The organism is Dysgonomonas sp. ZJ709 (assembly GCF_011039195.1).
Taxonomy (GTDB): domain Bacteria; phylum Bacteroidota; class Bacteroidia; order Bacteroidales; family Dysgonomonadaceae; genus Dysgonomonas.
Genome location: NZ_JAAKEM010000001.1, coordinates 307,555 through 319,767 on the forward strand (window position 1 = coordinate 307,555; position 12,213 = coordinate 319,767).

Here is a 12,213-nt window from a genome sequence, read left to right on the forward strand (position 1 = left end):
TAATCTAAATATATATAAGACAGTATGAAGATGAAGTATTTATTAAGTTCATTATTAAGTTTGGCAATTAGCTTGACAGCATTTGCTCAAAATAGCCCGGGTGCAGATTACTTTGCGTTGGGAGAGATAAAATTAGCGAAAGAGTATTTTACAAAGAATATTGGACAAACACCCGCTGAGTCCTATTATTATTTGGGTGAAATAGCTTTTCTTGAAGGTAATATGGCAGAAGCTAAAACCAACTTCGAAAAAGGTTTGGCCGCTGATCCACTATCTGCTTTCAATGCAATTGGTTTGGCTAAATTAGAATTGAAATCTAATACAAAAGTAGCAGAAGATCAATTATCTGAAATTTTTAAGAAAAATAAAAAAGACGTTTCTGTTATTCTTGCAATAGCTAAAGCATATTCAGATAATGGAATGACTGAAAAAGCTACTGCAAAAGTAGAAGATGCCCGTAAGGCAAATAAAAAATCTCCGTACATCTATATTTTTGAAGGAGATCTTTTAGCAAAAGCTGGTAAAGCTGGTGATGCAGCTATGCAATACGATCAGGCGATCAACTTTGATCCTAATTGTGTATTAGCTTATGTTAAAGGGGCTAGGGTTTATGAGTCTATCAACCCTACTACAGCAATAGGAATGCTTAAGAAAGTAACTGCAATCCGTCCGGATTATAAAATTACTTACAGATATCTAGGGAAATTGTATTATGCAAATGGTTTTTATGCTGAAGCAATAGCTGCATATAAAGAATACTTTAGTGCTGGTGATTATACTGTTGCTGATATTATTGATCTTGCAGCAGCTCAATATTTTTCCAAAAATTATGGCGATGCTGTAACTGTTATCAATGAAGGTCTTGGTCGTGAGGCTGACAATTTCGTACTAAATCGTCTATTGATGTATAGCGATAACGAATTGAAAGAATATGACGAAGGTATGGCTGTTGGTCAAAAGTTCTTCAGTATTCCAAGAGATACAGCAAAATATATCGTTCAGGATTATATGACTTATGGTAATATTCTAAGTGAGGCTGGTCAAAAAATAGATGCTATTGCTCAATACAAAAAAGCAATAGAGTTAGATCCTTCTAAAATAGAATTGAATAAAGAGATTGCTATTATCTTAGCAAACGAATCAATGAATGCAGAAGCTGCAGAGTTTTATAAAAAATATATCGAACTTATGGGAGAGAAAGCAGAAGCATCTGATTTCTTCCAACTAGGTCGTTATTATTATATGGCAGGAACAGCTGCATCCAAAGACTCTACTCTAACAGCCCAAGCTCCTGCTATGTTTAAGGACGCTGATGCTGCTTTTGCTATTGTTGCAGAGCGTATACCTGAGAGCCACTTGGGTAACCTGTGGAGAGCCCGCACGAATGCATCACTTGACCCTGAGACTATACAAGGTTTGGCGAAACCATATTATGATGAAACTGTAAGAATTATCACAGCTAAAAATGATGGTGAGAACGCTAGAGAGTTAATTGAAGCTTACCGATATTTAGCTTACTATTATTATGTACAGTTTGATGCAACAGGAAGCGCAGAAGCAAAAGCGAATACAAAACTTAATTGTGAAAAGCTACTGGAACTAGATCCGGAAAACTCTGTTGGTTTGCAGTTGCTTGAAGTTGTAAAATAAAAGAACTGAAATTTATAAATATTAAGAGTTCGCACAACATTGTGCGAACTCTTTTTTTGTAGATATGTGTCCATCTGTATAAAAAGTTCTATCTTTGTATCAAATTTCGTGGAGGGATTTGTATGATTGCAACCACATAAAAAAAATGCTAAACCATTTTATGCAAGCTGCGCATATTATCTTTCCTTTTTTTAATTAGATAAATTGATTAAAATGAGTTATTTATTTACTTCTGAATCCGTTTCGGAGGGACACCCGGATAAAGTAGCTGATCAAATATCAGACTCTTTATTAGACGAATTTCTGGCATACGATGCCGAATCGAAAGTAGCTTGCGAAACCCTTGTAACAACAGGTCAGGTCGTATTAGCCGGAGAGGTTAAGTCAAAAGCATATATAGATATTCAAGAGACAGCTCGTAAAGTAATAGAACGTATCGGTTATACCAAAAGTGAGTATCAGTTCGAAGCTAAATCGTGTGGTGTACTATCTGCTATACATGAACAATCGGACGATATAAACAGAGGAGTTGACGGACGAATCGATCCAATGGATCAAGGGGCCGGAGACCAGGGGATGATGTTCGGCTACGCAACTAACGAGACTGATAACTATATGCCTCTTGCATTGGATTTGTCCCATGCATTGCTTTTCGAATTGGCAGCTATACGCAAGAATGAGCTTCATTTGATGCCTTACTTACGTCCTGATGCTAAATCGCAGGTTACGATCGAATATGATGACAATGGAACCCCCTTACGTATAGATACTATCGTTATTTCTACACAACATGATGATTTTGCTGATGATGCTACTATGCAAAGTCAGATTAAGAATGATGTAATAAATATTCTGGTTCCACGTGTAAAGTCTAAATATAAGATCAGAGAAGATGTGATAAGCCTGTTTACAGATGATATTACATATCATGTCAATCCTACAGGTCGTTTTGTAATAGGAGGACCTCACGGTGATTCTGGTTTGACAGGGCGGAAGATTATTGTGGATACTTATGGTGGAAAAGGTGCTCATGGAGGTGGTGCTTTTTCAGGTAAAGATCCATCTAAAGTAGACCGTTCGGCTGCTTACGCAGCTCGTCATATTGCTAAAAACTTAGTGGCTGCAGGTGTTTCATCAGAAGTGCTGGTTCAAGTTTCATATGCGATCGGTGTTGCTAAGCCTATGAATATTTATGTAAATACTTATGGTAAGAGTAATGTCGCTATGGCAGATGGAGAAATTGCGAAAGTAATAGACCGTATGTTCGATATGCGTCCAAAAGCAATCGAAGAGCGCTTAAAACTTCGTAATCCTATCTATTCGGAAACAGCTGCTTATGGTCATATGGGACGAGAGCCCCAGATTGTAACCAAAGAATTCAAATCTCGTTATAATCCTAAGGGTATTATCCGTGAAGTGGAGTTGTTTACATGGGAGAAGTTAGACTATGTAGATGCTATTAAGAAAGAATTTAATTTATAATAAATAATATAAAAAGGTACATCCCTGTAGATTTCTAACAGGTATGTGCCTTTTCTTATCTCGTCTAATACATTGGTTAAAGATTCGATCTCATATATTGATGTTAGTGATGGAACTCGTGTTGCGATGCAGGATTCTCTTCACTTAGACTTTTACCGTCTTAGGCAAGTGAGTATGGGTGATACAGCAAGCCTGTCGAAGGATGGATTGCCATATTATTACACAAGTAAAGGCGACTCGACTAATAATAAAGGTCACGAGGGAAGCTTGCTGCCATTCGCATTGGAACAGACAGATGGTGTCTTCGGACTTCTCCTGTTGTGTTTTCTGTTCTTTGCCCACTTATACAATGGAGGTTTTAATTTTCTGAAAGAAAATATACGTTTAATTTTCTCTTCCGAAAAAAGCTATAGGGTGCACCGTCAAACTACGGTAAAAGAGATTTTTTATTCCTATTTTCTTATTTTTCAGGCAATAGTGCTAGTCTCCATTTGCTTGTACGATGTATTTATGGAATATAGTCCATTGGGCAGGGAATCGCAGACACCTTTTATAACAATAGCTTCCTTTATAGTGTTAATATCCCTTTTCCTTCAATTGAAGATTCACTTATATAAATTTATGGGATATGTATTTGATGCCAAGTCTCTCGCATTGTCTTGGATTCGGACCTATATTGTTGTATTTGAGTTATTAGGTATACTGTTCTTTCTGCCGACATTGGTGCTTATTTATTCGGAATATTGGCACTTTTTTGTTATCGGATTTATGTTAATTTTATTTCTAATATCTCAAATAATACTTTTTTATAGGATAATAATCTATTTTATATCCGAAAAATTTAACTTTTTGTATTTGATTGCCTACCTTTGCACTATCGAAATATTACCTTATGTGTTTTTAGCGCTGGGGTTGGTTTATTTATATAGATTTGATGTATTAAATGTACTATGGCTCTTAAAGTAAAAAAAATATTGGTGTCGCAACCGGCACCTCAAACAGAGAAATCGCCATATTTTGACATCGCGGAAAAATATCATTTGCAAATGGATTTTCGTCCATTCATAAGAGTGGATGGTTTGGATGCAAAAGAATTTAGGCAACAGCGTATCAATATACAAGATTATTCTGCTGTAGTGTTTACAGCTAAAGTGGCAATAGATCACTTTTTCTCTCTATGTGAGGAACTAAGGATACCAATGCCCGAGACTATGAAATACTTCTGTATATCAGAGTCGGTAGCTTTGTATTTACAAAAATATATAGTATATAGAAAACGTAAAATTTTCTTTAGTGCTACGGGTAAAATGGATGGTTTAGCAACAGCGCTGACCAAGCATAATAAAGAAAAGTTTATAGTTCCGGTATCGGATGTGCATAGTGATGATCTCATTAATGTGTTGGATGACAAAAAAGCTGAATACACAAAAGCAATCATGTATCGTACGGTGAGTAATAATATTACTCAGGATGAAATATTGTCTTACGATATGTTGATATTTTTTAGTCCGGCAGGTATTTTATCATTGCAGAAAAATGCACCAGACTTCAAGCAGGGAGATATAGCTATCGGATGTTTCGGAGCGGCAACGGCTAAGGCTGTACGCGATGCAGGTCTGCGTCTCGACTGTGAAGCACCTCTGCCAGGAATGCCATCGATGACGGCTGCATTAGAGGCTTTTATAAAAGAAAATCATAAAAGTAAATAAAACATTTACATATAATAATAGAGAAAGCTTAACTTTACGGTTAGGCTTTTTTTATATGCTTATTTATGGAAATTTGGGACGAAGATTTAGGTGAAATTAAATTGATAAAGAGCAATCGTGCTCAACAAATTACTGTTCGTGCTAAGAATGGTGCTTTGCAATTGACTCACCCTCATTTCGTAGGATTGGGGGCTATTGAAGCGGCAGTTCGCGAAATGAAACCGCGATTGTTGAAACTGAAAGAAAAATCACCACCTCAATTAATCTTTACACCACAAACTGAATTTAATGCTATTAGCTTTCAGCTCGACTTAAGGGAAAACACATGTGATAACTATTACATGAAATTAAAAAGTGGCGTTTTGTCCATTACGTGTCCTGCTAACTGTAATTTCGAAGATTCGGAAGTGCAGTCTAATATTCGTAACGCAATCGAAAAAGCACTCCGATTCGAAGCAAAGCGACTATTTCCACAAAAGGTAAAAGAGCTTGCCCAAGCTCATGGTTTTACGTATTCTGATGTCAAAATAAATAAAAGTCGTACGCGCTGGGGAAGTTGCTCTTCGAAGAAAAGCATAAACCTATCTTATTTCTGTATGATGATTCCCGAGCATTTGACTGACTTTGTCATTTTACATGAGCTTTGTCATACCATAGAAATGAATCATGGCGACAGATTCTGGAAGCTGCTCGATAAGGTTTCGGCAGGTAGGGCAAAAGCCTTGACGCAGGAACTAAAGTCGATCAAATTAAATTGGTAATATCTCAAATAAGCGAACTTTTGCCAAAGCTCAAAGGTAGTAGCCGCTTTATTGAATCCACCTCACATATCTTGCTTTTTCCATACATTACTATCTTTATCGGATGGTTGTAGCGATTCTCCACTTCTAGAAGTGTCTGTCTGCACGAACCGCAAGGTGTACAAGGGTTATCGGTATATGCGCCATCATGATATGCTGCAACGGCAATAGCTTCCACTGCAATGTCAGGATATTGAGAATTAGCATGAAATATGGCTACTCGCTCGGCGCATAGCCCCGAAGGATAGGCGGCATTCTCCTGATTGTTGCCTGTTATTATTTTTCCGTTCGCGAGTAATATTGCCGCTCCTACATGAAACTCAGAATAGGGAGCATAAGCATCCTTTGCTGCTAGTTTAGCCTTATCTATAAGTTTTTTTATGTTTTCGTTACACTCTTCAAAGCTGTAAACTAGTATCTTTGTTGTCAGATTTAAATTTTCCATAATTTACTGTCTATATTAAAATATTGAATGTTGTATTTCTAAGACGAAGAGATTGCTGCATTTATACTAAAAATAATAATAAATAGGTCTTCGGCCTTAATATTCTCAAATATATGAAATATCCTTCGATTGCCTTATCCAAATTGATTGTTTTATCGGTTCTGATTTTATTGCCAACCATATCTGCTTTTTCTCAGGCAAAACGCTATAAAACATACGATGACTATATTGATACATACAAAGGGATTGCGATCGATCATATGAAAAAATATAAAATACCTGCCAGTATCACACTCGCACAGGGATTGTTAGAATCGGGAGCAGGTAAAAGCTCTTTGACTCAAAGTTCTAATAATCACTTCGGTATTAAATGTCATAACGATTGGAAAGGCGAAAAAGTTTATAAAGCAGACGATACACCTAACGATTGTTTCAGAAAATATAAGAAGGCAGAGGAATCATACGACGATCACTCCCGCTTTTTGGCGGAAAAACCTCGTTATAAGAATCTTTTTGCCTTAGAGATAACTGACTATAGAGGTTGGGCAAAAGGTTTGCAACAGGCTGGTTATGCAACCGACAAGGCTTATGCTAATAAGTTGATCAAGCTGATAGAAGACTATGAATTGTATCAACACGATCGTCAAGGTAAGAGCGCTTCTAAAATAAAAAAGGAAGAAGAACGGTTCATTCAACAAAACTATAAGCACACACCATACAAAACACATAATCTGGTCTATGTTCTTGCTCAAGATGGTGATACCTATGAAGCTATTGCGGTAGAATTTGGTTTCAAGCCGAAAGACTTGTATAAGCACAACGAAGTACCCGAAGGTTTCCCGTTGAAAGCAGGAGACTTGGTGTATTTCGAGAAAAAGAAATCGAAAGCAGATAAGCCATATTATGAGCATACAGTACAAGTCGGAGAGTCTATGCATAGCATATCCCAGTTGTACGGAATTAAGGTGAAGAACTTATATAAAATGAACAAAAAAGACTTCGAATACGTTCCAGAGGAAGGAGATGTCCTTAAATTAAGATAAATTAGGAACTAAAAGAAATCGAAGTGATGAAGCGTTTATTAATAGCGTTGATCCTTGCTGCTTCTACGTCGGCTCTATATGCGCAGGCGCAGACGGAAGATGCAGACGAGAACAAGGATAAAATGGAAAACAACAAATGGTATCTGAAAGGTATAAGCGGTTTAAACTTCTCGCAAACTAGCCTCAGTAACTGGGCGGCTGGAGGAGATAATGCTTTTGGTGGTAATCTTTACCTTAACGGATCATTAAACCGAAAGAGCGGGAATTGGCTTTTCGCAAATACATTCGCATTCGAATATGGACTGAATAATACAGCATCTGCCGGAACTCAAAAAACAGTTGACAGGCTCGAATTTTCGTCTCAATTAGGATACTCTACCGATCATATATGGTATTATACAGTGATGGGGGATTTCAGGTCTCAATTCGCTAAAGGATTTAATTATCCTGACAAAACAAATTATATATCGAAATTTATGGCTCCGGCCTATTCCAACATATCTGTGGGCTTGGAGTATAGACCCAATAAGATATATTCTGTTTATATGTCGCCTATAGCCACTAAGTTGACATTCGTTGAAGACGATTTCTTATCAGGTATAGGTGCTTTTGGCGTTGATCCGGGAGATCGTTTTATGGCCGAAATGGGTGCTTTCTTCAAGATAAGAGCGCAAAGACCCCTTATGGAAAATGTAAGTGCGATAACTGCTGCCGACTTTTTTACTGCTTATGACAGTTCTTTCGGAAATATTGATATTAACTGGGATTTGATGATCAACATGAAAATAAACAAATACCTGTCGGCAACAATCAGTACCAGTCTGAAATATGATGATGATGTTAAGATCAAATCATTTGACGAACAAGGGCAATTAAGTACAAGAGGACCAAGAGTGCAGTTTAAAGAGGTAATAGGAGTTGGGCTCGCCTACAATTTTTAAGGAGAGAATAACTGATTGATATATGAATGGCACTAATCTATGGTTAGTGTCATTTTTTATTTAACTTTGGTATAAAAATTAGAATCTAATGAAGAAAATAGCATTAATAACAGGAGCGACATCCGGTATTGGTAGGGCGATAGCCGTTAAATTAGCCAAGGAGGGTTGTAATCTGATTATTACAGGACGAAGGGCAGATCGTTTGTCTGAATTGCAAAAAGAAATTCAAGATAAATCGGAAGTAAAGGTGCTGACTCTCAATTTTGATGTCAGAGTATATAAAGAAGTAGAGGATTCATTGTCAAATTTACCGAAGGAATGGAAGGATATCGATATTCTTGTCAATAACGCAGGCTTAGCAGTCGGACTCAATCCTATCCATCAGGGAGTCGTTGACGATTGGGAGCGAATGATAGATACCAATGTGAAGGGTTTGCTTTATGTAACACGCCTCGTGACACCGGGAATGGTAGAACGCAAATCGGGTCATATAATCAATCTTTGTTCTATCGCAGGAAAGGACTCTTATGCAAACGGCAATGTTTATTGTGCAACCAAACATGCAGTAGATGCTTTGAGCAAAGGAATGCGAATCGATTTATTGCCTTATAATATAAAGGTAACTCAGATTTGTCCCGGAGCAGTGGAAACCGAATTTTCACTGGTTCGTTTCAAAGGTGATGAGTCAAGAGCGAATCAGGTTTATAAAGGATTTACTCCACTTTTTGCCGATGATATAGCGAATGCTGTTTTTTATGCTGTTTCTCAACCAACTCATGTGGACATACAAGATATGTTGGTGATGCCGACTGCTCAGGCGACGGGAACGATTTTTCATAAAGAAGCGTAAAATAGAGATTTAACGTCAGTTCGATATAAACATCAGATAATTAGGTGTCATTAGCTGGGATATATCTTTCGTCGACTTTGTCATCCCGATACGCAGTGAGGGATCTGTCTAGCCTCCCCAACCCCTCCCAAGGAGGGGCTCTTCTGTATACTCTCTTTGTATTCCTCCCCTTTGGGGAGGTTAGGTGGGGCTTTCAGTTCGGGATGACATGTTCTTCGGAAAATTGTATTAATTATTGTTTCTTACCTTTTTTCGAACTCATGTTAAATATAAAAAATAGACTCTGTACTCTTTTTCCTTTTTTACCTACCTTTGTATTTTAATAAAAAGAACCTATGCGAATAGATATAATAAGCGTACTGCCCCAGATGTTTACCGGATTAATTGATTGCTCGATTCTCAAACGTGCACAAGAAAAAGGTTTGGCAGAGATTGTAATCCATAACTTACGCGATTATACAGTCGATAAACACCGTAAGGTCGACGATTATCCATTTGGTGGCGAAGCGGGTATGGTAATGCTTATAGAACCGATAGACAATGCTATATCTCACCTCAAGCAGCAACGTATTTACGATGAAGTAATCTATACTTCTCCCGATGGAGAGGTTTTTAATCAGCCGATGGCAAACCAGATGTCTTCGTACGAAAATATAATTATCCTTTGCGGACATTATAAGGGCATCGACTATCGTATACGTGAGCATCTTATTACGAAAGAGGTGTCTATCGGAGATTTTGTTCTTACCGGAGGTGAATTGGCTGCGGCTGTAATGGCTGATGCTATTGTGCGTCTGATACCGGGAGCTATAGGAGATGAACAATCCGCATTATCGGATTCTTTTCAGGATAATTTATTGGCACCACCTGTTTACACTCGTCCGGCAGAATATAAGGGATGGAAAGTGCCCGAAATATTACTATCGGGGCATCAGGCTAAAATAGATGATTGGAAGTTGCAACAGGCTATGGAGCGTACCGAGCGTTTGCGCCCTGATCTATTGGATAAAAAATATTAAACTTAAAACTTAATTTTTACTGTTACTCGTTGCGAAGTCACAGTCCATTTAGATCCGGATAAAATTAAGCGGATAGCTTCTTTATCGCAGGTTTCGCACAAGCTTTGTTTTATATTTAATTGATAAGGCTGCCCTTTTTCGTCAATAGAGAATTCTACAACGACTTCGCCTTTCACATCCTTACATGCTTCGTCGGTAGGTCTTACTAAAGAAGATATTAAATAAGCATCGTATTTCTCATAACCAATTATCGGTTGAGGGATTGGAGCGCTGGCGGCCACAGTCGGAACTGCTTGGTCTACTTGAATGCCCTTCATTCTGGAAGCCAATTTATTGCTGTTATTTTTTTTGACAAAATGGTCTTCCTCTTCTTTTTTTATTTTATTAGAAACCGAACTGCTTGCATATCCGACAGCGGGTGCTTCTGTTACTGCAATTTCAGCAAGAAGATTATTGCTACTGTCCATCGCTATTTGTTCGGCAATAATACTTTCATCTATATCTGCCGCTATGGCAGCCATCGGACTATTTTGGGCAAGGAGGGGTTCAGGCTGGTTTGCTGATTGCCGGGTTGCATTTTTGTACTCTTTATTATTCTCGTTCGGCACGTATATGTCAATAGGGCTATTCTCTGCAAGTAAAGTTCCGGCCAGCATTTCAAGTTCAGATTGAGATATATTCGGGTCTATATCTTCGTCAATTGTAAAACGATTTATATTAGGCTTGTGTTTTCTTACCAATACAGTATTTGTTTGAGCAATTATTGCTATGTTTTCCACATAGAATTGTTCAGGTACATATATTTCTATAAGTCCCGCAGAATTAACTTCCTGTGCATGGAGATCACTTTTGTGTCCATTTATAAGAAAGTAACCACCAAGTCCTAATAAAAGCACAATACTTGCGGCCGCACTTTGCCAGATAGAGCGACGCTGCCCCGTCTTTTTTGATTTTGCAGCTATCAGGCTTTGCATTTTATTAATTCGGGCAAGATGATTATCGTCTATACTGTCAAATCCTTCGATGGCTTCGGACAAAAAAGAATCCTTCATCGCATCTTTTTCGATTCGATTAGCATCTTTACCTTTTCTTTGTCCTTTTATGTAGTCTAATAAACTCATACCTTAAGATTCTTTTCTATACAGATTTTCAGATTCCGCTTTCCATTTTGAATATAGCTTTTTACACTTTTCAGATTAAATCCCGTTTCATCAACAATATCGACATATGATTTATCCTCATAGAAAAATTTGGACACCGATATGCGTTGAGGTTCGGGAAGTTTTTCTAAACACTGATTCAGTGCAGTTTCTTTATCATTATCTATATCTTCGCTAAATAGATCCAAAGTGTCATCGGATTCCATAAGCTGCGAATCAAAATTAACGATAATTTCTTTTTTGTTTTCTCTCAGTATGTGGAAACAATGATTTTTGACAACGCTATATAGCCAATTTTTGAATATCTTGATTTCATATCCTGCAATTCTTGTCGACAGGTTTTCATATATGTCTATAACAGCATCCTGCGACCCTTCCGGCTGCTGCAGATACTTGAGGCATAGACCATATATAAGAGGAATATAACGTTCGTAAAGCTGTTGGAAATACTCAGCCTTACCCGTTTGTTTGAAATTAGCGAGTAGTTCTTCGTCGCTATATTCCTGCATTTTATTTTTATGTGAGCTGAAAAATCGCAATAAATTTCTTTTTAGCACAAATCTACATGATTTTATGTAATATGCAAATTGTTTTCTGTAATGATACTAAGTGAGTGGCTTTGACAATTTGTCCGTAGATATCCAGATTGTGTTGTTATAATATAGTTAAAATGATTGATAATGTTAAATTTTGATTACAATTTAACCACAATAGTAAAAAAGTATGGATGAAGTTTGTTTAAGTTTTAATAATTGTGTATTTTTGAACTAGTTAATGGTATATATGACCACATATTTCTAAACAAATTTGTTATGAAGGAGAAGATAGGAACAAATGCCGGTGTAATCTGGACACATTTAGATGCCGGAGGTAAAAAAACGTTGAAAGACATAAAAAAAGCTAGTAAACTAACAGAAAAAGATATGTACGCAGCTTTGGGTTGGTTGGCAAGAGAAGGTAAGATTGCTTTCAATGAGTTGAAGGACGATATTGAAGTAGTATTGCTTTAATTGAAAGAATAACATAGGAAAAAGGCAGTTTGCAGTATTAGCAACTGCCTTTTTTGTATTATTATCTATATTCTTGCGCTTAAGCATGAATTTAGAAGAGTAAT

Annotated in this window: 13 protein-coding genes; 10 read left to right on the forward strand and 3 right to left on the reverse strand. The window is 37.2% G+C overall.

Annotated features, from left to right (window positions below; all coding sequences use genetic code 11):
- Positions 1–30 precede the first annotated feature (30 nt).
- The 5 genes from G7Y56_RS01380 to G7Y56_RS01400 all read left to right on the forward strand — a co-directional run bounded on the left by G7Y56_RS01380 (position 31) and on the right by G7Y56_RS01400 (position 5,602).
- On the forward strand, positions 31–1,650 hold the full coding sequence (locus tag G7Y56_RS01380) for a lipopolysaccharide assembly protein LapB (RefSeq protein ID WP_255498603.1): 1,620 nt from the start codon (positions 31–33) through the stop codon (positions 1,648–1,650).
- 213 nt (positions 1,651–1,863) lie between these two features.
- On the forward strand, positions 1,864–3,132 hold the full coding sequence (metK, locus tag G7Y56_RS01385) for a methionine adenosyltransferase (protein WP_165040455.1): 1,269 nt from the start codon (positions 1,864–1,866) through the stop codon (positions 3,130–3,132).
- A gap of 45 nt (positions 3,133–3,177) precedes the next feature.
- Positions 3,178–4,098 (forward strand): DUF4271 domain-containing protein, encoded by a 921-nt coding sequence (locus G7Y56_RS01390; protein WP_255498604.1) that lies wholly within the window; start codon positions 3,178–3,180, stop codon positions 4,096–4,098.
- On the forward strand, positions 4,083–4,841 hold the full coding sequence (locus G7Y56_RS01395) for a uroporphyrinogen-III synthase (RefSeq protein WP_165020528.1): 759 nt from the start codon (positions 4,083–4,085) through the stop codon (positions 4,839–4,841). The genes G7Y56_RS01390 and G7Y56_RS01395 overlap by 16 nt, the downstream gene beginning before the upstream one ends.
- Before the next feature lie 65 nt (positions 4,842–4,906).
- Positions 4,907–5,602 (forward strand): M48 family metallopeptidase, encoded by a 696-nt coding sequence (locus tag G7Y56_RS01400; protein WP_165040458.1) that lies wholly within the window; start codon positions 4,907–4,909, stop codon positions 5,600–5,602.
- Positions 5,603–5,606: 4 nt separating this feature from the next.
- Here G7Y56_RS01400 and cdd read toward each other — a convergent pair whose 3' ends face one another.
- Positions 5,607–6,086 (reverse strand): cytidine deaminase, encoded by a 480-nt coding sequence (gene cdd, locus G7Y56_RS01405; protein ID WP_165020530.1) that lies wholly within the window; start codon positions 6,084–6,086, stop codon positions 5,607–5,609.
- 113 nt (positions 6,087–6,199) lie between these two features.
- On the opposite strand from cdd, the gene G7Y56_RS01410 reads away from it, so the two are divergent.
- From G7Y56_RS01410 to trmD, 4 genes are all read left to right on the forward strand, one after another.
- The gene (locus G7Y56_RS01410) at positions 6,200–7,129 is read left to right on the forward strand and encodes a glucosaminidase domain-containing protein (protein ID WP_165020531.1); all 930 of its coding nucleotides are present in this window, start codon (positions 6,200–6,202) and stop codon (positions 7,127–7,129) included.
- A 26-nt stretch (positions 7,130–7,155) separates the two neighbouring features.
- Complete coding sequence (locus tag G7Y56_RS01415; RefSeq protein WP_165040460.1) at positions 7,156–8,070, forward strand: DUF3078 domain-containing protein; 915 nt, start codon at positions 7,156–7,158, stop codon at positions 8,068–8,070.
- A gap of 88 nt (positions 8,071–8,158) precedes the next feature.
- On the forward strand, positions 8,159–8,920 hold the full coding sequence (locus tag G7Y56_RS01420) for an SDR family oxidoreductase (RefSeq protein ID WP_165040462.1): 762 nt from the start codon (positions 8,159–8,161) through the stop codon (positions 8,918–8,920).
- Positions 8,921–9,255: 335 nt separating this feature from the next.
- Positions 9,256–9,939, forward strand: a complete 684-nt coding sequence (gene trmD / locus G7Y56_RS01425) for a tRNA (guanosine(37)-N1)-methyltransferase TrmD (RefSeq protein WP_165040464.1) — start codon at positions 9,256–9,258, stop codon at positions 9,937–9,939.
- 2 nt (positions 9,940–9,941) lie between these two features.
- Here the strand turns inward: trmD and G7Y56_RS01430 are convergent, their stop codons facing one another.
- Together G7Y56_RS01430 and G7Y56_RS01435 are read right to left on the reverse strand one after the other, a co-directional pair.
- Positions 9,942–11,060, reverse strand: coding sequence for an energy transducer TonB (locus G7Y56_RS01430; RefSeq protein ID WP_165040466.1), 1,119 nt, complete (start codon positions 11,058–11,060; stop codon positions 9,942–9,944).
- The gene (locus G7Y56_RS01435) at positions 11,057–11,608 is read right to left on the reverse strand and encodes an RNA polymerase sigma factor (RefSeq protein WP_165040730.1); all 552 of its coding nucleotides are present in this window, start codon (positions 11,606–11,608) and stop codon (positions 11,057–11,059) included. The genes G7Y56_RS01430 and G7Y56_RS01435 overlap by 4 nt, the downstream gene beginning before the upstream one ends.
- A gap of 303 nt (positions 11,609–11,911) precedes the next feature.
- Here G7Y56_RS01435 and G7Y56_RS01440 point away from each other — a divergent pair, with 303 nt between their 5' ends.
- Complete coding sequence (locus G7Y56_RS01440) at positions 11,912–12,109, forward strand: winged helix-turn-helix domain-containing protein (protein ID WP_165020537.1); 198 nt, start codon at positions 11,912–11,914, stop codon at positions 12,107–12,109.
- The last annotated feature ends 104 nt before the right edge of the window (positions 12,110–12,213 follow it).

Excerpts from the sequence above, each read along its gene's own strand:
- G7Y56_RS01440 (WP_165020537.1), top strand. The coding sequence starts at position 11,912 with ATGAAGGAGAAGATAGGAACAAATGCCGGTGTAATCTGGACACATTTA.
- G7Y56_RS01435 (WP_165040730.1), bottom strand. The coding sequence starts at position 11,608 with ATGCAGGAATATAGCGACGAAGAACTACTCGCTAATTTCAAACAAACG.
- G7Y56_RS01420 (WP_165040462.1), top strand. The coding sequence starts at position 8,159 with ATGAAGAAAATAGCATTAATAACAGGAGCGACATCCGGTATTGGTAGG.
- G7Y56_RS01415 (WP_165040460.1), top strand. The coding sequence starts at position 7,156 with ATGAAGCGTTTATTAATAGCGTTGATCCTTGCTGCTTCTACGTCGGCT.
- trmD (WP_165040464.1), top strand. The coding sequence starts at position 9,256 with ATGCGAATAGATATAATAAGCGTACTGCCCCAGATGTTTACCGGATTA.
- G7Y56_RS01430 (WP_165040466.1), bottom strand. The coding sequence starts at position 11,060 with ATGAGTTTATTAGACTACATAAAAGGACAAAGAAAAGGTAAAGATGCT.
- G7Y56_RS01410 (WP_165020531.1), top strand. The coding sequence starts at position 6,200 with ATGAAATATCCTTCGATTGCCTTATCCAAATTGATTGTTTTATCGGTT.
- G7Y56_RS01380 (WP_255498603.1), top strand. The coding sequence starts at position 31 with ATGAAGTATTTATTAAGTTCATTATTAAGTTTGGCAATTAGCTTGACA.
- metK (WP_165040455.1), top strand. The coding sequence starts at position 1,864 with ATGAGTTATTTATTTACTTCTGAATCCGTTTCGGAGGGACACCCGGAT.
- G7Y56_RS01400 (WP_165040458.1), top strand. The coding sequence starts at position 4,907 with ATGGAAATTTGGGACGAAGATTTAGGTGAAATTAAATTGATAAAGAGC.
- cdd (WP_165020530.1), bottom strand. The coding sequence starts at position 6,086 with ATGGAAAATTTAAATCTGACAACAAAGATACTAGTTTACAGCTTTGAA.
- G7Y56_RS01395 (WP_165020528.1), top strand. The coding sequence starts at position 4,083 with ATGGCTCTTAAAGTAAAAAAAATATTGGTGTCGCAACCGGCACCTCAA.